The organism is Pseudomonas sp. LBUM1664, assembly GCF_059695895.1.
The window spans coordinates 1,533,266-1,556,009 of the sequence record NZ_CP166791.1 but is presented as its reverse complement, the minus strand read 5'-3'; the positions used below and the strand labels follow the sequence as shown (position 1 = coordinate 1,556,009).

The following is a 22,744-nucleotide window of genomic DNA, read 5'->3' as shown; positions in this document are numbered from 1 at the left end:
CGACTCCTGCGCCGCAAAGAGTACAAACTCCACGGCGCTTAGTCTGGCCGCCCGTGATCGGCCTTGCGCTCACCGCACCTGACCTGATTAGGAGAATCACCATGGCTTTCGAATTGCCGCCGCTGCCCTATCCACACGATGCACTGCAGCCGCACATCTCCAAAGAGACTCTGGAATATCACCACGACAAGCACCACAACACCTACGTCGTGAACCTGAACAACCTGGTGCCTGGCACCGAGTTCGAAGGCAAGACCCTGGAAGAAATCGTCAAGTCTTCCTCGGGCGGCATCTTCAACAACGCCGCTCAAGTCTGGAACCACACCTTCTACTGGAACTGCCTGGCGCCCAACGCTGGCGGCGAACCAACCGGCGCGCTGGCTGAAGCCATCAACAAGGCTTTCGGTTCGTTCGACAAGTTCAAGGAAGAGTTCAGCAAAACGTCCATCGGCACCTTCGGTTCCGGCTGGGGCTGGCTGGTGAAAAAGGCTGACGGTTCCCTAGCCCTGGCCAGCACCATCGGTGCCGGCAACCCGCTGACCAGCGGCGACACCCCGCTGCTGACCTGCGACGTATGGGAACACGCTTACTACATCGACTACCGCAACGTTCGCCCGAAATACGTCGAAGCGTTCTGGAACCTGGTCAACTGGAAATTCGTGGCCGAGCAGTTCGAAGGCAAAACCTTCACCGCTTAAGCCGTGATGCCAGACAAAGAACCCGGCGCTTTGCCGGGTTTTTTTCACCTTGCATAAATGATCGAACATCGACACCGGATGCATGGCCTCAGATCTGAAACGCAACAAAAAATCCCTTTCAGGCCTCAAGTTGCGACCTCTTTCAACCGACACAATGGCCATAGAGCAATCACTCTGAAAAAACTGCATATCGGCCAGGCTTCAGGCGAAAAACCTTGTGTTTGATTGTCCCTTTGACTGACATCACGGGATTGCCAATACTCATGGCAACTTGACGCTACCCGCACGGAACAAGGAACCACTCTTTGAAGCTGGAACTCAAGAACAGCTTGTCTGTGAAGTTGCTCCGAGTCGTGCTCCTCTCGGCATTGATCGTTGGCGTGGTCTTGAGCTGTGCCCAGATCGTGTTCGATGCCTACAAAACCAACCAAGCCGTCGCCAGCGATGCCCAGCGGATTCTCGATATGTTCCGGGATCCTTCGACCCAGGCCGTCTACAGCCTGGACCGGGAAATGGGCATGCAGGTGATCGAGGGGCTGTTTCAGGACGACGCCGTACGCATGGCCTCCATCGGTCACCCCCGGGAAACGATGCTCGCCGAAAAAACCCGACCCTTGCAGCACTCCGAAAGCCGCTGGCTGACCGACCTGATCCTTGGCAAGGAGCGTACCTTCACCACGCAGTTGGTGGGACGCGGGCCTTACAGCGAATATTACGGCGACCTGAGCATTACCCTTGACACCGCCACCTATGGCCAGGGCTTCATTGTCAGCTCCGTGGTGATCCTCATATCCGGAATGCTGCGAGCCCTGGCAATGGGCCTGGTGTTGTACCTGGTTTATCACTGGCTGTTGACCAAGCCGCTGTCGCGGATCATTGAGCACCTGACCGAAATCAACCCCGACCGTCCCAGCGAACACAAGATCCCGCAGTTGCGAGGCCACGAGCGAAACGAGCTGGGCCTCTGGATCAATACGGCCAACCAATTGCTCGAATCCATCGAGCGCAACACGCACCTGCGCCACGAAGCGGAAAACAGCCTGCTGCGGATGGCCGAATACGACTTCCTCACCGGCCTGCCAAACCGTCAGCAGCTTCAAAAGCAACTGGACAAGATTCTGGTGGACGCCGGGCGCCTGCAACGTCGAGTGGCGGTTCTGTGCGTGGGGCTGGATGATTTCAAGGGCATCAACGAACAGTTCAGCTATCAGACCGGCGACCAGTTGCTCCTGGCCCTGGCCGATCGGCTGCGGGCTCATAGCGGACGTCTTGGTGCCTTGGCTCGGCTGGGGGGCGACCAGTTCGCCCTGGTCCAGGCCGACATCGAACAGCCCTATGAAGCCGCCGAGCTGGCCCAGAGCATCCTCGATGACCTGGAAGCGCCGTTCGCCCTCGACGATCAGCAAATCCGCTTGCGGGCCACCATCGGCATCACCCTCTTCCCCGAAGACGGCGACAGCACCGAGAAGCTGTTGCAGAAAGCCGAGCAGACCATGACCCTGGCCAAGACTCGCTCACGCAATCGCTACCAGTTCTACATCGCCAGCGTCGACAGCGAAATGCGTCGCCGGCGCGAACTGGAGAAAGACCTGCGCGAGGCCCTGGCCCGCGAGCAGTTCAGCCTGGTGTACCAGCCGCAGATCAGCTACCGCGACCTTCGCGTGGTGGGCACCGAAGCCCTGATCCGCTGGCATCACCCCGAACACGGCCTCGTGCCGCCGGACCTGTTCATTCCCCTGGCCGAGCAGAACGGCACCATCATTGCTATCGGCGAGTGGGTACTGGACCAGGCCTGCAAACAATTGCGCGAATGGCACGACCAGGGCTTCGTCGACCTGCGCATGGCCGTCAACCTGTCGACGGTGCAACTGCACCACGCCGAACTGCCAAGGGTGGTGAACAATCTCTTGCAGATGTACCGTTTGCCGCCTCGCAGCCTGGAACTGGAAGTCACCGAAACCGGGCTGATGGAAGACATCACCACCGCTGCCCAGCACTTGCTGAGCCTGCGCCGTTCCGGTGCGCTGATTGCCATCGATGACTTCGGAACCGGCTATTCCTCCCTGAGTTACCTCAAGAGCCTGCCGCTGGACAAAATCAAGATCGACAAGAGCTTCGTCCAGGACCTGCTCGATGACGAGGACGACGCAACCATCGTCCGGGCCATCATCCAGTTGGGCAAAAGCCTGGGAATGCAGGTGATTGCCGAAGGCGTCGAGACGGTCGAGCAAGAGGCTTACATCATCGCCGAGGGCTGTCACGAAGGTCAGGGGTATTACTACAGCAAACCGCTGCCGGCACGGGAACTGGGCGTTTATCTGAAGCAGGCGGAGCGCAGCAAGGTCTCCATCATCTGATTCCTTCTCTGGTTTTCATATCTCTGTAGGAGCTGGCGAAGCCTGCGATCCTTTGATTTCGCTTGGGACTCAAGCGCCAGGGGAAAGATCGCAGCCTCGCTTCGCTCGGCAGCTCCTACGCAAGGTGGCGATCGCCACTCATTAAATAAGAAATATTTACAGCTACAACCCTTTACACATAATGCAAATCTTTCGCATTATGTCGCAGTTTTGCGCACCTAGCGCCTGTCCCATCCATCACCGAAGCAGGATGTTCGCCATGATTCGTATGCCTCTGGCTACCGCCAGTCTGCTGGCCATCGCTATTTCCCTCGCCGGTTGCGGCGAAGGCAAAGACAAGGCCGCCGCGCCGCAAGCGCCAACGCCTGCCGCCAGCACCGCGGCACCGGCTGCCCCTGCCGTCGCCGGCAAGATCGACGAAGCCGCCGCCAAGGCCGTTGTCGCGCATTACGCCGAGATGGTCTATGCCGTCTACAGCGATGCCGAATCCACCGCGAAAACCCTGCAAACCGCCGTCGACGCGTTCCTGGCCAAGCCGAACGCCGAAACCCTGAAAGCCGCCAGGGACGCCTGGATCGCCGCTCGCGTGCCTTACCTGCAGAGCGAAGTGTTCCGTTTCGGCAACACCATCGTCGACGACTGGGAAGGCCAAGTGAACGCATGGCCCCTGGACGAAGGCCTGATCGACTACGTCGACAAATCCTACGAGCACGCACTGGGTAACCCGGCCGCCACCGCCAACATCATCGCCAACACCGAAGTCCAGGTGGGTGAAGACAAGGTCGACGTGAAAGACATCACCCCGGAAAAACTCGCCAGCCTGAACGAGCTGGGCGGCTCCGAAGCCAACGTCGCCACCGGCTACCACGCCATCGAATTCCTGCTGTGGGGCCAAGACCTCAACGGCACCGGCCCTGGTGCTGGCAACCGTCCGGCTTCCGACTACCTGGAAGGCGCCGGCGCCACTGGCGGCCACAACGATCGTCGTCGTGCCTACCTCAAGTCCGTGACCCAACTGCTGGTCAGCGATCTGGAAGAGATGGTCGGCAACTGGAAGCCGAACGTGGCCGACAACTACCGCGCCACCCTGGAAGCCGAACCTGCCGAAACCGGCCTGCGCAAGATGCTGTTCGGCATGGGCAGCCTGTCTTTGGGTGAACTGGCGGGCGAGCGCATGAAAGTGTCCCTGGAAGCCAACTCGCCAGAAGACGAACAAGACTGCTTCAGCGACAACACCCACAACTCGCACTTCTACGATGCCAAAGGCGTGCGTAACGTGTACCTGGGCGAATACACCCGCGTAGACGGCACCAAAATGACCGGCGCCAGCCTGTCGTCCCTGGTGGCCAAGGCCGATCCGGCCGCCGACACCGCGCTCAAGGCCGACCTGGCCGACACCGAAGCCAAGATCCAGGTCATGGTCGATCACGCCAACAAGGGTGAGCACTACGACCAACTGATCGCCGCCGGTAACACCGCCGGCAACCAGATCGTGCGCGACGCCATCGCCGCGCTGGTCAAGCAAACTGGCTCGATCGAGCAGGCTGCGGGCAAACTGGGCATCAGCGACCTGAACCCGGACAACGCTGATCACGAGTTCTGATCAACACAAGCCACAAAACCTGTGGGAGCGAGCCTGCTCGCGATGGGGGAATGTCAGTCAACATCGATGTTGGCTGATACTCCGCTATCGCGAGCAGGCTCGCTCCCACAGTTGATTTCGGCTGTTCATAAATGCGATGCCAGCCACAGGCCCTGTGAGAGCGGGCTTGGTGGCTCAGTACTACAATCCCGCAAGCCGCCCTTCGATAAACCGGCGCTCCGGCAGTTGCCGGGTCAATTCCAGCGCCCGTCGATACGCCGCCCTCGCCTCGTCCAATCGCCCCAACTGTCGGCACAACTCTGCCCGCGCCGAGTGGGCCAGGTGATAGTCGAGCAGCTCGTCACGCCCCAGGATCGCATCGATCAAGCGCAGCCCCGCCAGCGGCCCGTCGCGTTTGGCCAAAGCGGCAGCACGGTTGAGTTCGATCACCGGCGACGGCATGACACGCAGCAGCACATCATAAAGCCCGACGATTTGCGGCCAATCGGTCTGCTCTGCCGTCGGCGCTTCGGCATGCACCGCCGCAATTGCGGCTTGCAGGCAATAAGGCCCGAACCGCCGGGTATTGAGCGCAGCTTCCACCAGGGCGCAGCCTTCGGCGATCAACTCGGTGTTCCACAAGGATCGGTCCTGTTCGTCCAACAGAATCAGCTCACCGGTCTGCGAAGTTCGCCCCGGCCGCCGGGACTCGTGCAGCAGCATCAACGCCAGCAACCCCATGACCTCTGCTTCGGGCAACAGCTCCATCAGCAAACGCCCGAGGCGGATGGCTTCGCGGGTCAAGTCTTCGCGGGTCAGCTCGGCGCCCATCGAGGCCGAATAACCTTCGTTGAACACCAGGTAAATCACCCGCAGCACGCTGTCCAGCCGCTCGGGCAGTTCTGTGCGCGAGGGCACCTGATAGGGAATCTTCGCATCGCGGATTTTCGCCTTGGCGCGCACGATGCGCTGGGCAATGGTCGCCGGGGCGGCGAGAAACGCCCGGGCGATTTCCTCGGTGGTCAGGTCGCAGACTTCCCGTAGGGTCAGCGGCACCTGGGCATCAGTGGCCAGGGCCGGGTGGCAACAGGTAAAAATCAGCCGCAGGCGGTCGTCTTCCACGTCTTCGTCACTCCAGACGACCTGCTCCAGTTCTTCGAGCTGGGCAATCAACAATGGCCGGGACGCCGCGAAACGTGCACGCCGGCGCAAACCGTCAATCGCCTTGAAGCGCCCGGCCGACACCAGCCAGGCCCGTGGGTTGTCCGGCACGCCGTCGCGCTGCCAGCGCTCGACCGCAATGAAGAAGGCCTCGTGCAAGGCCTCTTCGGCGAGATCGAAATCCCCCAGCAGGCGAATCAGCGTCGCCAGGATCCGCCGCGAGTCTTGCCGATAAACCTGCTCGACCCGCGCCGTAACCGCTTCGGTCGACATCAATCGGACAGGCCCTGGAGTTGGCGCACCGGGCGCACTTCAACGCAGCCGACCCGGGCCGCCGGGATGTTGCCGGCGACCTGGATGGCTTCGTTCAAATCCTTGGCGTCGATCAGATAGAAGCCCGCCAGTTGCTCCTTGGTTTCGGCAAACGGGCCGTCGGTGATCGACAGCTTGGCGCCACGCATGCGCACTGTGGTGGCGGTTTGCACCGACTCCAGGGCCTCGGCGGCGAGCATCCGGCCGCTGCCCTGGATCGATTCGGCATAGGCCATGCACTCGGCGTCCTCTGGGCTGTCGGGCGAGTTGTGCAGCGTCTGTTCGTTGCTATACACCAGGCATAAGTACTTCATGGAAAAGCTCCGTGATCGAACTGATCAACTATGGACGGCAGAAAGGCGCTTGGCGAAAAAACCGACGATCAGGGTTGCAGGTCGAACAGCGTCGTGCCGGCCATCGGGTCGAACGGTGCGGACCAGTGCTCATGAACGATCTTCCATTGCCCGGCCACACGCTGATAGCAAGCCGTCACGCGCATCCAGCAAGCCTGCTCTTCGCCTTTGTCGTTGGTGCCGCCGCAATAAGCCAGCCAGTGGGCGAAGGCGATGTTGTCGGCCGAGGTGATCTCGACTTGATGGAAGTCGAACTTGTGCGGCCCGGGGCACATCTCCATGCAGGCCTGCCAGTGGGCCCGGTAAGCGACCTTGCCTTTGAATTGCAGGGCCTGGATGGCATCGAACGAGACGATGCTCTCGTCATAGAGCGCCATGACCTTCTCCACATCCTTGGTCATGACGGCCTGGCGATAGGTGTCGATCAAGGCCTGGATTTCGGTTTTAGTGACGTGGGTATTCATGGTGATTCTCCGCAGGTTTTTGTTGAAGACACCCTTTGTCGTTTGGAGAAACTTCGAATCGACAACCCAACAAAAATAATTCAAAGAAAAAAATTCGCTAGAATCCCAGACCCATCCTGCCGGCAAACAATGGACGCTTTTGTGACCGCTCAGCTCGTACCTTACGAAGCCCTCACCCCACGCCAACGCGAACAGGTCGAAGCCATCGAAATCCACCCTGAACAGATCAAGTTCGCCGGCGACATCCACGGAGCGCTGCATACGCTGCTGTCCAAGCCCGGCCCGGGGGTGAAGGGGTTTGCGTTGTTGGCCGACGATGTGCCGGTGGCGTTCCTTCTGCTCAAGCGCCCGCCAGTACTGCCTTCCTGGGCCAACGAACACAGCGCTACCCTGCACGCCCTGCAAGTCGATCATCGGGTCCAAGGCAAGGGGTACGGAAAAGCCTGCCTGCAAGCGCTACCCGCCGTGGCACGCGCGGCGTGGCCGCAAATCAGAGGGCTGGAACTCTCGGTCGACGCCGACAATGACTCCGCCATTGCCCTGTACACTCGGCTGGGCTGGGTCGACAGTGGCGAGGCGTACAAGGGCCGCATCGGTTATGAGCGGCGGATGGAGCTGGTGTTCTGATTGCCTGGCCATCAGCAAGGAGGAGTTGAGCGATGTTGACGTCGATTGAACAGCTGGAAACCATTTATGGCCTGCCCCACGGTTGAGGCCGCGTTTTTCCATTGCTCCAAAGCTATTGTGCGCTCAGACCTGTGGAATCCGGATCGCCACCTCGAACGCTCGGCACTGCCCCGCGCCGGGGCGATTCACAAACGCTTGAACGATGGGCAATTCGATGCCGAGGCGTATGACCGTGAAGCGCCAGCACGCGTACAGGCCAGTCTGTACTGAAGCCGCACCTCGCCACTTTTTTATGCTCAGGACTTGAGCGGTATCCAGATGTCCAGGGTGCCTTCGCCAGTCTTGGGGTTGAAGTCTTCGCTGTAGCGCTCGAATACCGGGGCGTCCGCCGCTTCATGACCGGACTGCGGCAGCCAGACATCCCAGATGTAGCGGAACGTGTCCGGTATTTTATTCACCGGCCCTTTGTGTTCGAACACCGCGTAATGCCCGGGATGAAGTTCAATCCAGCGGTATTGTTCCGGCAAATCGTCGAGCCGGCTGATTTCCACGCCGGAGATGTATTCGAACCCACCCTTCGCGTCCTGGTTGCAGCACACACCGTAGGTCACCTCATCCTTCTGCCCTGGCACCTTACCGAGCCAGGGCAAAAACTTTTCCCAGAGCAAGGGAATATCTTGGGCTGTGTCCTGGGTAAAACGTTCGCCAAAACCGGCGATGAGCTGAAAGCGTCCCTGTTCAAAGCGTGGTTCGGCTGCGTTATCGCGTTTGTGCTTGTCCATGCGTCAACACTCCAGAAAAGGGTGAGGTCGAGCTTGGCAGTATAGAAGCCAAACCGCGATTGCCAGGCTGTTTCGTTTTTCAGAGTCCAGGAAGCACGGCCACGGAGGCTTTTCCTACAAACTCGTTGTAACCAGAAACAATCACATACACAGCGAAATAGCAGAAGATCGCGGCGGATGCCCAGTAGGAATAGCGCAACAGTTTATCGCCCAACAATTTGCCACCCTGGGTCGCCGCCAGGCACAAGGCCGCGCACCACAGCAGCCCGGCGCAGAGAAAACCGCTGAGAAACAGCGCCGAGCTGAGCAATGTTCCACCGCCTGAACGAGCGATCAGCGTACCGCCCACCGCCGCGAACCAAAGGATGGCACTGGGCGAGGACATGGCCAGGAAAATTCCGCGAAAAAATTCCTGGCGAGACGAATTGCCCCGCACCTCACCCGCCTGCGCCAGCACTGCGCTGTGGTAAATCGCCGAGTGGATCATCTTCGCCGCAAAATACAGCAGCAATACTGAGCCGCCGATCCACAGCACCCAGCGCACCGCTTCGTATTGCAGCAGTACGGTCATGCCGGCCAGGGCCAGGACCGCGTAGACCAGGTCGCCCACGCAGGTGCCCAGGCCCAGGGCGAAACCCTGAAAGTAGCCGCGCTGCATCGCCAGGGTGATCATTGCGATATTGGCCACGCCAATGTCCAGGCACAGGGAGAGGCTCAGCAAGAAACCGCTGGAAAATTCCATCATCATTCCGTTCGAATTTTGGTTATGGCGAGTTGAACAGCCCGCAGACGCCGTGATCGCCGCGCGGCCAGGTCGACAGTGTCGTCGAAAATAGTTCTGCGCCGCTACTGGACAATTGGCCATCAGCCACTTTATCTTGCGCCGCAGGCCACCGCAGTGGCCAACGTCGCTCGGACGGTTCCGGGCGCTCACGTATCTCGAGGCAACAATGGCCGAACAAGGTTCGCCGCGCCGCTTTGCGCGCATCGATCGACTCCCCCCGTATGTATTCAATATCACTGCCGAGCTGAAGATGGCTGCGCGTCGGCGCGGCGAAGACATCATCGACTTGAGCATGGGTAACCCCGACGGCGCCACGCCCCCGCACATTGTGGAAAAAATGGTCACCGTCGCCCAGCGTGAAGACACCCACGGCTATTCCACCTCCAAAGGCATCCCGCGCCTGCGCCGCGCCATTTCGCGCTGGTACAAGGACCGCTACGAGGTGGACATCGACCCGGAAACCGAAGCCATCGTCACCATCGGCTCCAAGGAAGGCCTGGCGCACTTGATGCTGGCGACCCTGGACCAGGGCGACACGGTGCTGGTGCCCAACCCCAGTTACCCGATCCACATCTACGGCGCAGTGATCGCCGGCGCCCAGGTGCGTTCGGTGCCGTTGGTGCCGGGGGTGGATTTCTTCGAGGAACTGGAGCGGGCCATTCGCGGTTCGATTCCAAAACCGAAAATGATGATTCTCGGTTTCCCGTCCAACCCTACCGCGCAATGCGTGGAGCTGGATTTCTTCGAACGGGTCATCGCCCTGGCCAAGCAGTACGACGTCCTGGTGATTCACGACCTGGCCTACGCCGACATCGTCTACGACGGCTGGAAAGCCCCGTCGATCATGCAGGTGCCCGGCGCGAAAGACATCGCGGTGGAATTCTTCACCCTGTCCAAAAGCTACAACATGGCCGGCTGGCGCATCGGTTTCATGGTGGGCAACCCGGAACTGGTCAACGCCCTGGCGCGGATCAAGAGCTACCACGACTACGGCACCTTCACCCCCTTGCAAGTGGCTGCCATCGCGGCCCTTGAAGGCGACCAGCAGTGTGTTCGTGACATCGCCGAGCAATACCGCCAGCGCCGCAATGTGCTGGTCAAGGGTCTGCATGAACTGGGCTGGATGGTGGAAAACCCCAAGGCGTCGATGTACGTCTGGGCCAAGATTCCCGAGACTTATGCACACCTGGGCTCACTGGAGTTTGCCAAGAAGCTGCTGGCCGAAGCCAAGGTCTGCGTCTCGCCGGGGGTGGGGTTCGGGGAATATGGGGATGATCATGTGCGCTTTGCGCTGATCGAAAACCAGGACCGGATTCGCCAGGCCGTACGCGGAATCCGCGGGATGTTTCGGGCGGATGGGTTGATAAACAAAACCAACGCCTGACACAAAACCCAAATGTGGGAGCGGGCTTGCTCGCGAAGGCGATATAACATTCAACATCCTTGTTGATGTCAGTGTCCCTTCGCGAGCAAGCCCGCTCCCACAGTTGTTATGGGCTGTTAGTTAGACCACCAGCGACAACAGCAGAATAAAGCCCAGCGCCACCACGGACAGAATGGTTTCCATCGCGGTCCAGGTCTTGAAGGTTTCGGCCACGGTCATGTTGAAGTACTGCTTGACCAGCCAGAAGCCTGCATCGTTGACGTGAGACAGGATCAACGAACCGGCGCCGGTCGCCAGGACCAGCAACTCGCGGTTCACACCCGGAATCATCCCCACCACCGGCACCACGATTCCGGCACCGGTAATGGTCGCCACTGTCGCCGAACCTGTGGCGATGCGGATCACCGCGGCCACCAGCCAGGCCAGCAGGATCGGTGAAATCTGCGCGCTCACCGCCATGTGGCCGATCACGTCACCCACACCACTGGTAACCAGCATCTGCTTGAAGCCACCACCGGCACCGATGATCAGGATGATCGCGGCAGTCGGCGCAAGGCTGGCGTCCAGCAGCTTGAGAATCTGTTTCGAACCGATGCCCTGCTTGTGGCCAAAGGTATAGAGCGACAGCAACAATGCCAGCAGCAACGCCGAGATCGGGTGGCCGATCATGTCCATCCAGGTGCGGAAGAAGTTACCGTCCGGCAGCGCCACGTCTGCGAAGGTCTTGAGCAGCATCAGAAACACCGGCAGCAGCACGGTGATCAGGGTGATGGTAAAGGTCGGCAAAACGGTGGAGCTCGTCTCACGCGCCAGTTGATCCACCAGTTCCTGATTCGGATGGCCGGGGATATGTTTGGCAATGAACGTACCGAAAATCGGCCCGGCAATAATGGCCGTTGGCAGCGCCACGATCAGACCATAGAGAATGGTTTTACCGATGTCGGCACCGAACACGCCAATCGCCAGCAGCGGCCCCGGGTGCGGTGGCACCAGGCCGTGGACTGCAGAAAGACCAGCCAGCAGCGGGATGCCGATCTTGATGATCGAGACGCCGGTGCGACGCGCAACGATGAACACCAGCGGGATCAGCAGCACGAAGCCGATTTCGAAGAACAGCGGGATGCCCACCAGGAACGCGGCGAACATCATGGCCCACTGCACCTTATCCTTGCCGAAGGCACGGATCAGGGTCTGTGCGATCTGATCGGCCCCGCCCGACTCAGCCATCATCTTGCCGAGCATCGTGCCCAGCGCCAGGATGATGCCGACAAAGCCCAATACGCCACCGAAGCCGTCCTGGAACGCCTTGAGGATGGTGCCAGTCGGCATGCCCGACGTCAGGCCGAGGAACGCAGCGGCAATGGTCAGCGCAATGAACGGGTGGAATTTGAATTGGGTGATGAGGACGATGAGTCCGATCACCGTGACCACTGCATCAAGCAGTAGAAACGTTTCGTGGGACATGCCAAACATGGGGGGTGTCTCCTGATTTGTTGTTGTTATTGAAGCAGTTATTTGTAAATCGTCGGGACAGCGCTATCTTTCTGACGCAAAATTTTTCAGGCTCAGCTGGCGAGCTTCAAACCGTGCGCCACCCACCAGTCATAGGCCTGATGGGCCAATTCATCGATGCTGTGGCTGGACGCGTCCAGAGCCAGGGTCAGGGGCTCGCCGACAGGGGATTGGAGGGTGGCAAACTGGCTGTCGATCAGGGTCGACGGCATGAAATGGCCGGGACGATGGGAAACACGGTCGGCGGCCACTTCGGGGGTCAACTCAAGAAATACGAAGCCCAGGCCTGGCAAGGCGCTACGCAGACGTTCGCGATAACTGTGCTTGAGGGCCGAACAAGTCAACACCGGGCGCTCGCCCGTGGCGTCGACACGGCGCAACTCGTCGCACAGGCTGTCGAGCCAGCCGGCACGGTCGTCGTCGTTCAAGGGAATACCGGCACTCATCTTCTGGATGTTGGCCGCAGGATGGAAAGTGTCGCCTTCGATGGCGGTGGCGCCGCTCAACTGGCACAGGGCCTGGCTGACGCACGTTTTGCCGCAACCGGCAACGCCCATGATGACCAGGGCGGTGATGGGATTGTTCATGAAACACCTCAGCGCGCAGACAGCGCTACCTTTGCCAGTTATGACACCAGAGCAAAAGCAGAAGTTGCCGACGCCTTCTTGTCATTTTTGTGGTTGCAGCATGTTCGTTCACGACACCAACGGGCAAGGCTCAGGCAAACCTCACTCTCGCATTTGCAGCCGCGTCGAGACAGCGCTACCTTAGTACCTTGATTTTTGTTTGGCAAGCCGCCCTGATGACTGTCCCTAAAAACGATAAAAATACTCGCACCACCGGTCGCCCTACGCTCAACGAAGTCGCACGCCTGGCCGGTGTCAGTCCCATCACCGCCTCCCGTGCCCTGCGTGGCGTCAGCACCGTAGCCGTCGACCTGGTGGAAAAAGTCCGCCAGGCCGCCGTGGAACTCAACTACGTCGTCAACCCCGCCGCCCGCGCCCTGGCTTCGGCCCAGAGCCATTCGGTGGTGGTACTGGTGCCGTCGTTGTCCAACCTGTTGTTCATCGACACCCTGGAAGCCATTCATCGCGTGCTGCGGCCCAAGGGCTTCGAAGTGGTGATCGGCAACTATCACTATTCCCGGGACGAAGAAGAAGACCTGCTGCGCAACTACATGGCCTACCAGCCGCGAGGGTTGCTGCTGACCGGTTTCGACCGTACCGAAAGTGCCCGACGCATGATCGAGGCCAGCAACATTCCTTGTGTGTACATGATGGAACTGGACCCCGGTGCGGGCCTTAATTGCGTTGGTTTTTCCCAACTCAAGGCCGGTGAAACGGCGGCTGAGCATCTGATCTCCCGAGGTCGCAAGCGCCTGGCCTACATCGGTGCGCAACTGGACCAGCGGACCCTGCTGCGCGGTGAAGGTTTTCGGGGTGCCCTGCAAAAGGCCGGGCTATACGACCCGGACCTGGAAATGCTGACGCCGCGCCCGTCATCGGTGGGCCTGGGCGGCGAATTGTTCCTGCAGTTGCTGGCCAGTCACCCAGACGTCGACGCGATCTTCTTTGGCAACGACGACCTGGCCCACGGCGCCCTGCTCGAAGCCCTGCGCTGTGGCATCAAGATCCCCGAACAGGTGTCGATCCTCGGCTTCAACGACCTACCGGCCTCGGCCCACATGGTGCCGCGCCTGAGCAGCATCAGCACCCCACGGGAAGCCATCGGCCGCCGCGCAGCCGAGCAGATGCTGACGTTGATGGCGGGTAATCGCATCACTGAGCCGGTGGTGGACATGGGCTTTGAACTCAAGGTTCGCGAAAGCACCTGAGCCCGCCTCTGCACGCGGAGGCGGTCGATCCGTGCCGTCTGGCGGCAAAGGTTGGCCGCCCGGCTCGCGGTCCTGCGCCTACAACCCTTGGAATCCTGGGCTTGCAGCAACGGCATGGGAATTGCTCCTGCCTATAGCTCAGCCATTCCCTACAGGTATTCATCATGTTGGTCAGTGCGAAGCAGCAATCGATGATTCTGCCGCTCAAACGTCCAGGCGAGGATCCAACCGCCGAAGCCGCCAGCGGCTTGCAAAGCGCAGCGTTACAAGCGTTACGCGACAACGTCCTGGCCCAGTCGAGCCTGGGCAGCGCCCAAGTCCGCGATTCGGCCACCCAGCAGGCCACACAACAGGTCAATGCGACGACCGCCATCAGCGACAACGTCGATGAGGCTTTCGCCAAGACCCGCGTGCAATTGCAGACTGTTGCCTCATCAACGTCCGAAGACGACTCCACGCTTGACAGCGCTGCAACGTCAGAATTCAAGGACTACATGAGCAAGACGCCCGAAGAGCGCCTGCGCGAGAGCATTCTCAAAGACATGGGCATTACTGAGGAAGCGTTCAAGGCGATGCCGCCCGAGAAACAACAGGCGGTCAGTCAGGAAATTGCCCAGCGTATGCAGGACAAATCAGCGGTGGCGCAAGTCGAAAAAGCCCAGGATAGCGGCACGAGCGACAACGACCCGGCCATGGAAACGTTCCTCGCCTCGCTGTAAGCCTTGGCGGCGTTACAACAAAGGGATTGCGGCGAGGTATGAGCTGAGGTTACGACCCCAGCTCATACCTGAGGCAAGCCGGGGTGGAAGCGGTTCAATGCCCGAACAGGTTCACCTTCTTGGTCTTTTTGTCGGCGCGTTTTTCATCGGCGGTTTTTGCCGGTTTTTTCTTTGCCGCTTTTTTTGAATCCATGCCTTTGGCCATGATACGTACTCCACTCATACGGGATGTGACGTCAGGTATACACCTATCGCCGCGCTCGCGTTCTTTTATAATCGCCCTCCCCTCAATCCCCATGACCGTGCCATGTCCGAAATCCATTACACACAGCTCGACGAACCGCTGTGGCCGCTGATGAACAAGTTCTATCGCGCCCACCAATCCTCGATGAAAGCGGTGCGTGAAGCGCAGCTGTGGGTAGCGCGGCGGGATGAAATCGTCGCAGCCCTGTGCCTGCGACCGGTGTCGGGTGGCCATTGGTTGACGGGATTGTTTGTCGACCCGGCGTACCGCGTACAAGGGATTGCGGCGCGGTTGATCGCCCAAGCGCTGGAAGGCGTGGACGGACCCGTGTGGTTGTTCTGCCATCCAGACTTGCGCGGCTTTTATGAGCGGCGCGGTTTCCGTTTCGACCCCGCCCTGCCCTATGCGATGGCCGAGCGCCTGAGCCGATATGCTCGCAGCAAGCCGATGATTGCGATGGGGTTGGAGCCGCAGACATCCGCCTGAAAAGTGCAATACAAGGTCTGTTCCCACAGTGTTTTTGTTGGATCAGTCGTCTGCCGTCGGGTCCAAATCCGGAAACATCACCTCAGTAAACCCGAACTTGCTGAAGTCGGTGATGCGCGACGGGTACAGACGACCGATCAGATGATCGCATTCATGCTGCACCACCCGCGCATGGAAGCCCGAGGCAGTGCGCACGACAGGCACGCCCTTGGGGTCGAAGCCTTCGTAGCGGATGTGCTGATAGCGATTGACCGCGCCGCGCAGGCCCGGCACCGACAGACAGCCTTCAAAACCCTCTTCCAGCAATGGGCTTAACGGGGTAATCAGCGGGTTGATCAGGATGGTCTGTGGCACCGCCTCGGCATCGGGGTAACGCTCGCTGTGCTCGAAGCCGAAGATCACCAGTTGCAGGTCGACACCAATCTGCGGCGCTGCCAGACCGACGCCGCCAACGCTTTCCATGGTCTGGAACATGTCGTCGATCAATTGCCACAGCAGCGGCGTGTCAAACATTTCCGGCGGAACCGGCGGGGCAATGCGCAGCAGGCGTTCGTCGCCCATTTTCAGGATGTCGCGAATCATGGTTGGGCTTCGTCAGTGGTCGTTTTGATGGAATGGTCGCGCCCCAGGCCCGACACATGCTGCTTTTCGCTGTGCTCGCCCGCGACTTTCTCGCCAGGGTCCTTGCCCTCGGCGGACATGTGCTCGATCACCGCATTCATCTCCGCGCCGAGCAACAGCACCGCCGCAGAAATATAGAAATACAGCAACAACACAATGATCGCGCCGATACTGCCATACATGGCGTTGTAGTTGGCGAAGGTCTTGACGTAAAACGCGAAGCCCAGGGACGCGATAATCCACACCACCACTGCCAGCACCGACCCCGGCGTGATGAAGCGAAACTCTTGTTTGACGTCGGGCATCACGTAATAGATCAGCGCCACGGCCACCATCAACAAAAACACGATCACCGGCCAGCGAACAATCGTCCAGAGCGTGACGATGAAATCCTCTAGCCCGACCTGGGCCGCGATCCAGCCCATCACCTGCGGCCCGAGCACCATCAGCGCCGCGGCGGCCAGCAGCATGCCAGCGATGCCGACCGTGTAGAAAATCGACAGCGGAAAGCGTTTCCAGGCTGGGCGACCCTCGACCACATCGTAGGCGGCGTTCATGGCGCTCATCATCAGCCGCACACCCGCCGAGGCGGTCCACAAGGCGATGACGATACCTACCGACAACAACCCACCCTTGGATTGCTGGAGCTGGTCAATCACCGGGTTGACCTGTTCCAGGGCCTGGGGCGGCAGCACCAGTTCCGATTGCAGGCGCAGCCAGGAGAAGAAATCCGGCAGGTGCAGGAAGCCGATCAGCGCGATCAGAAAGAGAATGAAGGGGAACAGCGAAAACAGCATCTGATAAGCCAACGCCGAGGCGTAGGTGGACATCTCGTCGTCGAGAAACTCGCTGACGGTGCGCATCATCACACGATGCAAAGGCAAGCCTTTCAAGGCCGGGAACATCATGTGCGTCTCCTTTCGCCGCAAAAAAGGAAGGTCGCCTGGCGACTCATGGGGTTGCTATCCAAGACAAAAGTAACCTGTTTGGCGACTTTGGAACAATTTCCCCGGTGCAAGTTCGAGCCGACATGAAAACGGCCACCTGCGGATGGCCGTTCCAATCGTTTTTTCAACAGGCCGGTTATGCCTCGTTAACGCCTTTCTTGACTGCATCCTTGGCCTTGCCCACGGTTTGCTGGACCTCACCTTTTTTCTCCTGGACCACGCCCTCGGCGCGCAGGCGGTCATTGTCGGTGGCCTTGCCGACGCCTTGCTTGATGTTGCCGACGGCTTCGTTGGCAACGCCCTTCACTTTATCGCTCGTGCTACCCATGATGTCTCTCCTGTGAACAACTGTACGAAAAGTCATTACATAAGGGTTGACCGAGGCCGTTTGCGAGGAGTTTCATTTTTTCAGCAGCGCATTTCATCGTCAGGTGCAGGTTGCGCTTTATGTTTGCCGATCCACCCCCGAGAATACCCCACGTATTCAGGCTGCGGCCTGAAGCTCCAATCCCGTAGGAACGTTATGAAACTCGATAAAAAGCAGGCCATCGCCCGCAGAAACCAGGAACTGGGCGGCGCCGTACTGGGCGTCAACAACTGCCACTTCAGCGAATTGAACCGCAACCGCAACATCTTCTGGTTCGACCTCCCGGTGGCGCGCCTGGCCATCGGTCAGTACGAATGGATCCACCTGCTGCTGCACACCCCGGCCACCGACGAGCTGCTGCACCTGAAGGTGCCAACCGTGTTTCTGCGCGAGAAGATGGAAGGCCTGGAAGTGCGCAACCAAGGCAAGCGCAAGGCCGCCCTGAGCCTGGAGCTGAGTGCCGACAAGGACTCCTATCTGCAAGACATGCGGCCCGGTGGCACTAATCTGGATTTTGCGCAGTTCAGGTTGTAGGCCTGACCTGTTAGCAGAGGAGCCTTTGTGGCAAGGGAGCTTGCTACCTCGCCACAAAGATTTTTCGCGTAACAAAAAGCCCCGCATCAGCGGGGCTTTTTGTTGGCTGCGATCTTACTTCTTCAGACCCAGCTTCTTGAGCTCTTCATCACGCAACTCGCGCCGCAGGATCTTGCCGACGTTGGTGGTTGGCAATGCGTCTCGGAACTCCACCGACTTGGGCACTTTGTAGCCGGTGACGTTGGCGCGCATGTGTTCCATGACCTGTTCCTTGGTCAGCGTGACACCCGGTCGAGCGACGATGAAGATCTTGATCGCCTCACCGGATTTCTCATCCGGGATGCCGATGGCTGCACATTGCAGCACGCCCGGCAGAGTCGCCAGCACGTCTTCCAGTTCGTTGGGGTACACGTTGAAACCAGAGATCAGGATCATGTCTTTCTTGCGATCGACGATGCGCATGTAACCGTCCGGCTGGATCAGCGCGATGTCACCGGTCTTGAGCCAGCCTTCGCTGTCGAGGATCTCATCGGTGGCGTCCTGGTGCTGCCAGTAGCCCTTCATGACTTGTGGACCTTTCACACACAGTTCGCCGATTTCGCCCAATGGCTGTTCAACGCCCGCGTCATTGATAATTTTGCACAACGTCGACGGCACCGGAATACCGATGGTGCCAATCTGGATGTTCTGGCTCGGGTTGACGGAGGCCACCGGGCTGGTTTCGGTCATGCCATAGCCTTCGCAGATCGGGCAGCCGGTGACTGCTTTCCAGCGCTCGGCCGCCGCCAGTTGCAGGGCCATGCCGCCGGACAAGGTGACTTTCAGTGCCGAGAAATCCAGCTTGCGGAAGGCTTCGTTGTTGCACAGGGCCACGAACAGCGTATTGAGGCCGACGAAACCGCTGAACTTCCACTTCGACAGTTCCTTGACCATCGCCGGGAGGTCGCGCGGGTTGCTGATCAGGATGTTGTGGTTGCCGATCAGCATCATCGCCATGCAATGGAAGGTGAAGGCATAGATGTGGTACAGCGGCAACGGCGTGATCAGCACTTCGCAGCCTTCACTGAGGTTTGCCCCCATCAGCGCCTTGCACTGCAGCATGTTCGCCACCAGGTTGCGGTGGGTCAGCATTGCCCCCTTGGCCACGCCGGTGGTGCCGCCGGTGTATTGCAGCACGGCCACATCGTCGTGGGCGGGGTTGGCTTCGCTCACGGGTTGGCCACGGCCCTTGCCCAGCACATCGTTGAACTTGATGGCCTTGGGTAAGTGATAGGCCGGGACCATCTTCTTGACGTACTTGATCACGCTGTTGATCAACAGGCGCTTGAGCGGCGGCAGCAGGTCCGCGACTTCAGTCACGATGACGTGCTTGACGCTCGTCTTGGGCACCACGGTTTCAGCCAGGTGCGCCATGTTCGCCAGGCACACCAGCGCCTTGGCGCCGGAGTCGTTGAACTGATGTTCCATTTCCCGCGCGGTGTACAGCGGGTTGGTGTTGACCACGATGAGGCCGGCGCGGATCGCACCGAACACCGCCACCGGGTATTGGAGAACGTTGGGCAGCTGCACGGCGATTCGATCGCCCGGCTGCAAATCGGTATGCTGTTGCAGATACGCGGCAAAGGCACCGGACAACTCGTAGAGTTCACCGTAGGTGATCGTCTTGCCGAGGTTGCTGAATGCCGGTTTGTTGGCAAAGCGTTGGCAGGACTGCTTCAACACCGCCTGAATATTCGGATACTCGTCTGGATTGATGTCGGCAGCAATCCCAGCTGGGTACTTATCCTTCCAAAAGTTTTCAATCATGGAAGCCCACTCCTCAGCAACGCGAATTCTCACCGCATTTGATGCGATTATTATTGGGTGTGTTTGTTGGTGAATCTGGCTTGAATCAAGGCCGAGAAGTCACAAAAGCGCGCCGAGAGTAGCAGCTTTGCCAAGGGTCGCCTAGAGCCAAAAGCAGCCCCTACAGTCACAAACATGACTCAAGAATATCTCATGGTCATTTTTAGAGTAAAAATTCTACACTTCTCTAAATCTCTCTGAGTCAAACAACTGTGGGTTTTTCGTCAGGACAGATATCTGGCGGACCTCAAGCAATATCCCGCAATTCCCGCCGCAGGATCTTGCCCACCGGCGTCATCGGCAACGACTCCCGCAAGACGATGTGCTTGGGTATTTTGTAGCCGGTGAAGTTTTCTTTGCAGTAGGCCTTGAGTTCTTCAAGGCTGATGCCCGCCTCGCGGGCCACCACGAACAGTTTCACCGCCTCCCCCGAGCGTTCGTCCGGCACGCCGATCACCGCGCAGTTGGCAACTTTCGGATGGGCCATCACCACGTCTTCGATCTCATTGGGGTACACGTTGAAACCCGAGACGATGATCATGTCCTTCTTGCGGTCGACAATGCGCACGAAACCGTCCGGGTCGATCACCGCGATATCACCGGACTTGAACCAGCCCTCGCTGTCCAACACCTCGGCGGTGGCTTCAGGCTTGTTCCAGTAGCCTTTCATGATCTGCGGGCCCTTGATGCACAGCTCGCCGCGCTCGCCAAAAGGCTGTTCGACGCCATCGTCGCTGATCACTTTCATGAGCGTGCCCGGCACCGGCATACCCACCGTGCCCAGTCGCGACTTCCCACCGTAAGGGTTGGCGCAGGCCACCGGCGAGGTTTCGGTCAGGCCATAGCCTTCGGTAATGCTGCAACCGGTGAGCTGCTCCCAGCGTTCGGCCGTGGCCTTGATCAGCGCGGTGCCGCCGGAGTTGGTGACCTTGAGGTTGGAGAAATCCAGCGTCTTGAAATCCGGGTGGTCCATCAACGCCACGAAAAGCGTGTTGAGCCCCAGCAGCGCCGAGAAACGCCAGTTTTTCAGCTCCTTGATGAAACCTGCGATGTCTCGCGGATTGGTGATCAGCACGTTGTGGTTGCCGGTGACCATCATGCCCATGCAATTGGCCGTGAAGGCATAGATGTGGTACAGCGGCAGTGGCGCGATCATCACTTCCTGGCCTTCGCGCAGCAGCGGATGGCCGTCGTCACCGAACTGCCCCAGGCACGCCCGGACCTGTTGCATGTTGGCCACCAGGTTGCCGTGAGTCAGCATCGCGCCCTTCGCCAACCCGGTGGTGCCACCGGTGTATTGCAGCACCGCGACGTCATCGAGGCTGACCTTCAGCGGCCTGATGCCGTGGCCGCGCCCCAGGCGCAAGGCGCTCTTGAAAGAAATGGCCTGGGGCAGCGAATAGCCCGGGACCATCTTCTTGACCTTGCTCACCACCGTGTTGACCAGCCAGCCCTTGGCAGTGGGCATCAGGTCGCCCATCTTCGCTTCGATCAGGTATTGCAGGTCCGTATCGGGCAGCACTTCCTGGACTTTCTGCCCGAACAGGTTCATGTACACCAGCGCTCGGGCACCGGAGTCCTGGAACTGATGACGCATTTCCCGTGGGGTGTACAACGGGTTGGTGTTGACCACGATCAGCCCGGCGCGCAGGGCCCCGAACACGGCAATCGGGTATTGCAGGACATTGGGCATCTGCACCGCGATACGATCGCCCGGGGCCAGGTCGGTATGGGCTTGCAGGTAACCGGCGAAGGCCGCGCTGTAGCGCTCGAGCTCGGCATAGGTGAGCGTCACCCCCATGTTGCTGAAGGCCGGACGATCGGCAAATTTCTTGCAGGAACGCTCGAACACCTCAATGACCGACTTGTAGGCCCCAAGATCAATATCCAGGGGCACGCCGGCCGGGCGTTTGTCATTCCAGAAATCAGGCTGCATTATTTTTTTCCTCTTTACCTGAGCGTATCCGGGCCGCTTCTGTATCGCTTGCAGAGGCGGAGCTCTTGGGACACTAGCAGCTATGGCCAATCAGGCAAATATGGCGACCTGCGTCATAGATTGTGTGAATCTTCCTGCCGCGGTGTAGCCTGATCAGGCGAGGCGCAACGGATGCGCTATACAATGCAGCGACACTGCGTATGCCTCTGTGCAAAGGAATCGCCATGATCCACCAAACGTTCATGCTGACCGCGACCGACCATAGCCGCCTGTTCGTCAATCAGTGGTTGCCCGAAACCGCGCCCAAGGCGGTGATCATGCTGGCCCACGGCATGGCCGAACACAGCGGCCGCTATGCTCGCCTGGCCCAGGCACTGTGCGATGAAGGTTACGGCGTGTACGCCCCGGACCTGCGCGGCCATGGCCATACTGCCGATGAAGCGACCCTCGGCCATTACGCAGATCAGGACGGCTGGGCCAAGGTGGTGGGCGATCTGGCCAGCCTTAACCATCACATCGTCCAGCAACATCCCGACACACCAATTGTGCTGCTGGGCCACAGCATGGGCAGCTACATCGCCCAGGGTTATCTGCTGCACCACAGCGCCAGCCTGCACGGGGCGATTCTCAGCGGTTCCAATTACCAGCCTGTGACGCTCTATCGCACCGCTCGCCTGATCGCCCGTTTCGAACGCCGACGCCAGGGTGCCAAGGGGCGCAGCGCCTTGATCGAGTGGCTGTCGTTCGGCAGCTTCAATAAGAAGTTCAAACCCACGCGCACCCCCTTCGACTGGCTCAGCCGCGACCCGGCCGAAGTCGATAAATACATCCACGACCCGCTGTGCGGCTTTCGCTGCACCAATCAGTTGTGGGTCGACCTGCTCGGCGGCTTGCAGCAAATCAGCAAAGCGTCCAATCTCGCCCAGATCGATCCGGGCTTGCCGCTGCTGGTGATCGGCGGCGAATGTGATCCGGTGAGCGACGGCAAGCGTCTGAAGGATCTGGCCGATGCCCTGCGCGACGCCGGCAACCAGCACCTGCAACTGACGATCTACCCGCAGGCCCGGCACGAACTGTTCAATGAAACCAACCGCGATGAAGTGACGAGCGACGTGCTGGCCTGGATTGCCCAGGCCCTGATCCACAAGCGGCCGCCACGAAGCGAGTAGGTTTGCAGCGTTTTCCTTTACCCGTC

General features: G+C 59.6%; 22 protein-coding genes and 1 pseudogene. 11 read left to right on the top strand and 12 right to left on the bottom strand.

Features of this window, described 5'->3' with window-relative positions:
• Nucleotides 1–101: 101 nt before the first annotated feature.
• From ACA047_RS07355 to ACA047_RS07345, 3 genes are all read left to right on the top strand, one after another.
• Entirely contained in the window at nt 102–698 is a 597-nt protein-coding gene (locus ACA047_RS07355; protein WP_497358005.1) for a superoxide dismutase, read from the top strand.
• A 305-nt stretch (nt 699–1,003) separates the two neighbouring features.
• On the top strand, nt 1,004–3,055 hold the full coding sequence (locus ACA047_RS07350) for a putative bifunctional diguanylate cyclase/phosphodiesterase (RefSeq protein WP_497358003.1): 2,052 nt from the start codon (nt 1,004–1,006) through the stop codon (nt 3,053–3,055).
• A gap of 259 nt (nt 3,056–3,314) precedes the next feature.
• Nucleotides 3,315–4,658 (top strand): imelysin family protein, encoded by a 1,344-nt coding sequence (locus ACA047_RS07345; protein ID WP_497358001.1) that lies wholly within the window; start codon nt 3,315–3,317, stop codon nt 4,656–4,658.
• Nucleotides 4,659–4,838: 180 nt separating this feature from the next.
• Here the strand turns inward: ACA047_RS07345 and ACA047_RS07340 are convergent, their stop codons facing one another.
• The 3 genes from ACA047_RS07340 to ACA047_RS07330 form a co-directional block, all read right to left on the bottom strand.
• A complete protein-coding gene (locus ACA047_RS07340) occupies nt 4,839–6,071 on the bottom strand; it encodes an RNA polymerase sigma factor (protein ID WP_497357999.1) in 1,233 nt (410 codons plus the stop codon).
• Nucleotides 6,071–6,424 (bottom strand): YciI family protein, encoded by a 354-nt coding sequence (locus ACA047_RS07335; RefSeq protein WP_497357997.1) that lies wholly within the window; start codon nt 6,422–6,424, stop codon nt 6,071–6,073. Before ACA047_RS07335 ends, ACA047_RS07340 begins: the two co-directional genes overlap by 1 nt.
• Before the next feature lie 68 nt (nt 6,425–6,492).
• The gene (locus ACA047_RS07330; RefSeq protein WP_497357995.1) at nt 6,493–6,927 is read right to left on the bottom strand and encodes a YybH family protein; all 435 of its coding nucleotides are present in this window, start codon (nt 6,925–6,927) and stop codon (nt 6,493–6,495) included.
• 141 nt (nt 6,928–7,068) lie between these two features.
• Here ACA047_RS07330 and ACA047_RS07325 point away from each other — a divergent pair, with 141 nt between their 5' ends.
• Both ACA047_RS07325 and ACA047_RS07320 read left to right on the top strand, forming a co-directional pair.
• Complete coding sequence (locus tag ACA047_RS07325) at nt 7,069–7,554, top strand: GNAT family N-acetyltransferase (protein ID WP_497357993.1); 486 nt, start codon at nt 7,069–7,071, stop codon at nt 7,552–7,554.
• A 78-nt stretch (nt 7,555–7,632) separates the two neighbouring features.
• A pseudogene (locus ACA047_RS07320) lies at nt 7,633–7,824 on the top strand (pyridoxamine 5'-phosphate oxidase family protein); the annotation flags it as partial.
• A 26-nt stretch (nt 7,825–7,850) separates the two neighbouring features.
• Here the strand turns inward: ACA047_RS07320 and ACA047_RS07315 are convergent.
• Together ACA047_RS07315 and ACA047_RS07310 are read right to left on the bottom strand one after the other, a co-directional pair.
• The gene (locus ACA047_RS07315; protein ID WP_497357992.1) at nt 7,851–8,336 is read right to left on the bottom strand and encodes a GyrI-like domain-containing protein; all 486 of its coding nucleotides are present in this window, start codon (nt 8,334–8,336) and stop codon (nt 7,851–7,853) included.
• A gap of 79 nt (nt 8,337–8,415) precedes the next feature.
• Nucleotides 8,416–9,078: a LysE family translocator gene (locus ACA047_RS07310; RefSeq protein ID WP_497357990.1), complete on the bottom strand. Its 663-nt coding sequence runs from the start codon at nt 9,076–9,078 to the stop codon at nt 8,416–8,418.
• A 208-nt stretch (nt 9,079–9,286) separates the two neighbouring features.
• On the opposite strand from ACA047_RS07310, the gene alaC reads away from it, so the two are divergent.
• Entirely contained in the window at nt 9,287–10,504 is a 1,218-nt protein-coding gene (alaC, locus tag ACA047_RS07305) for an alanine transaminase (RefSeq protein ID WP_497357989.1), read from the top strand.
• A 120-nt stretch (nt 10,505–10,624) separates the two neighbouring features.
• On the opposite strand, the gene ACA047_RS07300 is transcribed toward alaC, so the two are convergent.
• Nucleotides 10,625–11,977, bottom strand: a complete 1,353-nt coding sequence (locus ACA047_RS07300) for a GntP family permease (RefSeq protein ID WP_497357988.1) — start codon at nt 11,975–11,977, stop codon at nt 10,625–10,627.
• Between the two features lie 92 nt (nt 11,978–12,069).
• Nucleotides 12,070–12,603 carry a gluconokinase gene (locus ACA047_RS07295; protein ID WP_497357986.1) on the bottom strand — a complete coding sequence of 178 codons (534 nt, stop codon included), beginning with the start codon at nt 12,601–12,603 and terminating at the stop codon, nt 12,070–12,072.
• A 215-nt stretch (nt 12,604–12,818) separates the two neighbouring features.
• Here ACA047_RS07295 and gntR point away from each other — a divergent pair, with 215 nt between their 5' ends.
• From gntR to ACA047_RS07280, 3 genes are all read left to right on the top strand, one after another.
• A complete protein-coding gene (gene gntR / locus ACA047_RS07290) occupies nt 12,819–13,850 on the top strand; it encodes an HTH-type transcriptional regulator GntR (RefSeq protein WP_497357985.1) in 1,032 nt (343 codons plus the stop codon).
• Between the two features lie 164 nt (nt 13,851–14,014).
• Nucleotides 14,015–14,569 carry a hypothetical protein gene (locus tag ACA047_RS07285; RefSeq protein WP_497357984.1) on the top strand — a complete coding sequence of 185 codons (555 nt, stop codon included), beginning with the start codon at nt 14,015–14,017 and terminating at the stop codon, nt 14,567–14,569.
• Nucleotides 14,570–14,876: 307 nt separating this feature from the next.
• Nucleotides 14,877–15,299, top strand: coding sequence for a GNAT family N-acetyltransferase (locus ACA047_RS07280; protein WP_497357982.1), 423 nt, complete (start codon nt 14,877–14,879; stop codon nt 15,297–15,299).
• A gap of 42 nt (nt 15,300–15,341) precedes the next feature.
• Here the strand turns inward: ACA047_RS07280 and def are convergent, their stop codons facing one another.
• The 3 genes from def to ACA047_RS07265 form a co-directional block, all read right to left on the bottom strand.
• Nucleotides 15,342–15,881 (bottom strand): peptide deformylase, encoded by a 540-nt coding sequence (def, locus tag ACA047_RS07275; protein WP_497357980.1) that lies wholly within the window; start codon nt 15,879–15,881, stop codon nt 15,342–15,344.
• A complete protein-coding gene (locus tag ACA047_RS07270; protein WP_497357979.1) occupies nt 15,878–16,828 on the bottom strand; it encodes a YihY/virulence factor BrkB family protein in 951 nt (316 codons plus the stop codon). Before ACA047_RS07270 ends, def begins: the two co-directional genes overlap by 4 nt.
• Nucleotides 16,829–17,003: 175 nt before the next feature.
• Complete coding sequence (locus tag ACA047_RS07265; RefSeq protein WP_497357977.1) at nt 17,004–17,195, bottom strand: CsbD family protein; 192 nt, start codon at nt 17,193–17,195, stop codon at nt 17,004–17,006.
• Nucleotides 17,196–17,390: 195 nt separating this feature from the next.
• Between ACA047_RS07265 and ACA047_RS07260 the strand changes: the two genes are divergently transcribed.
• Entirely contained in the window at nt 17,391–17,768 is a 378-nt protein-coding gene (locus ACA047_RS07260; protein ID WP_339475923.1) for a hypothetical protein, read from the top strand.
• Nucleotides 17,769–17,882: 114 nt separating this feature from the next.
• On the opposite strand, the gene fadD1 is transcribed toward ACA047_RS07260, so the two are convergent.
• Both fadD1 and fadD2 read right to left on the bottom strand, forming a co-directional pair.
• Complete coding sequence (gene fadD1, locus ACA047_RS07255; protein WP_497357975.1) at nt 17,883–19,574, bottom strand: long-chain-fatty-acid--CoA ligase FadD1; 1,692 nt, start codon at nt 19,572–19,574, stop codon at nt 17,883–17,885.
• A gap of 286 nt (nt 19,575–19,860) precedes the next feature.
• On the bottom strand, nt 19,861–21,549 hold the full coding sequence (fadD2, locus tag ACA047_RS07250; protein WP_497357974.1) for a long-chain-fatty-acid--CoA ligase FadD2: 1,689 nt from the start codon (nt 21,547–21,549) through the stop codon (nt 19,861–19,863).
• A 224-nt stretch (nt 21,550–21,773) separates the two neighbouring features.
• Between fadD2 and ACA047_RS07245 the strand changes: the two genes are divergently transcribed.
• Nucleotides 21,774–22,718, top strand: coding sequence for an alpha/beta hydrolase (locus ACA047_RS07245; RefSeq protein ID WP_497357973.1), 945 nt, complete (start codon nt 21,774–21,776; stop codon nt 22,716–22,718).
• Nucleotides 22,719–22,744: the final 26 nt, after the last annotated feature.

What these genes read in the sequence shown, in the direction of transcription:
- ACA047_RS07355 (WP_497358005.1), top strand. Translation starts at nt 102, where the DNA reads ATGGCTTTCGAATTGCCGCCGCTGCCCTATCCACACGATGCACTGCAG.
- ACA047_RS07345 (WP_497358001.1), top strand. Translation starts at nt 3,315, where the DNA reads ATGATTCGTATGCCTCTGGCTACCGCCAGTCTGCTGGCCATCGCTATT.
- ACA047_RS07340 (WP_497357999.1), bottom strand. Translation starts at nt 6,071, where the DNA reads ATGTCGACCGAAGCGGTTACGGCGCGGGTCGAGCAGGTTTATCGGCAA.
- ACA047_RS07335 (WP_497357997.1), bottom strand. Translation starts at nt 6,424, where the DNA reads ATGAAGTACTTATGCCTGGTGTATAGCAACGAACAGACGCTGCACAAC.
- ACA047_RS07330 (WP_497357995.1), bottom strand. Translation starts at nt 6,927, where the DNA reads ATGAATACCCACGTCACTAAAACCGAAATCCAGGCCTTGATCGACACC.
- ACA047_RS07315 (WP_497357992.1), bottom strand. Translation starts at nt 8,336, where the DNA reads ATGGACAAGCACAAACGCGATAACGCAGCCGAACCACGCTTTGAACAG.
- ACA047_RS07310 (WP_497357990.1), bottom strand. Translation starts at nt 9,078, where the DNA reads ATGGAATTTTCCAGCGGTTTCTTGCTGAGCCTCTCCCTGTGCCTGGAC.
- alaC (WP_497357989.1), top strand. Translation starts at nt 9,287, where the DNA reads ATGGCCGAACAAGGTTCGCCGCGCCGCTTTGCGCGCATCGATCGACTC.
- ACA047_RS07300 (WP_497357988.1), bottom strand. Translation starts at nt 11,977, where the DNA reads ATGTTTGGCATGTCCCACGAAACGTTTCTACTGCTTGATGCAGTGGTC.
- ACA047_RS07295 (WP_497357986.1), bottom strand. Translation starts at nt 12,603, where the DNA reads ATGAACAATCCCATCACCGCCCTGGTCATCATGGGCGTTGCCGGTTGC.
- gntR (WP_497357985.1), top strand. Translation starts at nt 12,819, where the DNA reads ATGACTGTCCCTAAAAACGATAAAAATACTCGCACCACCGGTCGCCCT.
- ACA047_RS07285 (WP_497357984.1), top strand. Translation starts at nt 14,015, where the DNA reads ATGTTGGTCAGTGCGAAGCAGCAATCGATGATTCTGCCGCTCAAACGT.
- ACA047_RS07280 (WP_497357982.1), top strand. Translation starts at nt 14,877, where the DNA reads ATGTCCGAAATCCATTACACACAGCTCGACGAACCGCTGTGGCCGCTG.
- def (WP_497357980.1), bottom strand. Translation starts at nt 15,881, where the DNA reads ATGATTCGCGACATCCTGAAAATGGGCGACGAACGCCTGCTGCGCATT.
- ACA047_RS07270 (WP_497357979.1), bottom strand. Translation starts at nt 16,828, where the DNA reads ATGATGTTCCCGGCCTTGAAAGGCTTGCCTTTGCATCGTGTGATGATG.
- ACA047_RS07265 (WP_497357977.1), bottom strand. Translation starts at nt 17,195, where the DNA reads ATGGGTAGCACGAGCGATAAAGTGAAGGGCGTTGCCAACGAAGCCGTC.
- ACA047_RS07260 (WP_339475923.1), top strand. Translation starts at nt 17,391, where the DNA reads ATGAAACTCGATAAAAAGCAGGCCATCGCCCGCAGAAACCAGGAACTG.
- fadD1 (WP_497357975.1), bottom strand. Translation starts at nt 19,574, where the DNA reads ATGATTGAAAACTTTTGGAAGGATAAGTACCCAGCTGGGATTGCTGCC.
- fadD2 (WP_497357974.1), bottom strand. Translation starts at nt 21,549, where the DNA reads ATGCAGCCTGATTTCTGGAATGACAAACGCCCGGCCGGCGTGCCCCTG.
- ACA047_RS07245 (WP_497357973.1), top strand. Translation starts at nt 21,774, where the DNA reads ATGATCCACCAAACGTTCATGCTGACCGCGACCGACCATAGCCGCCTG.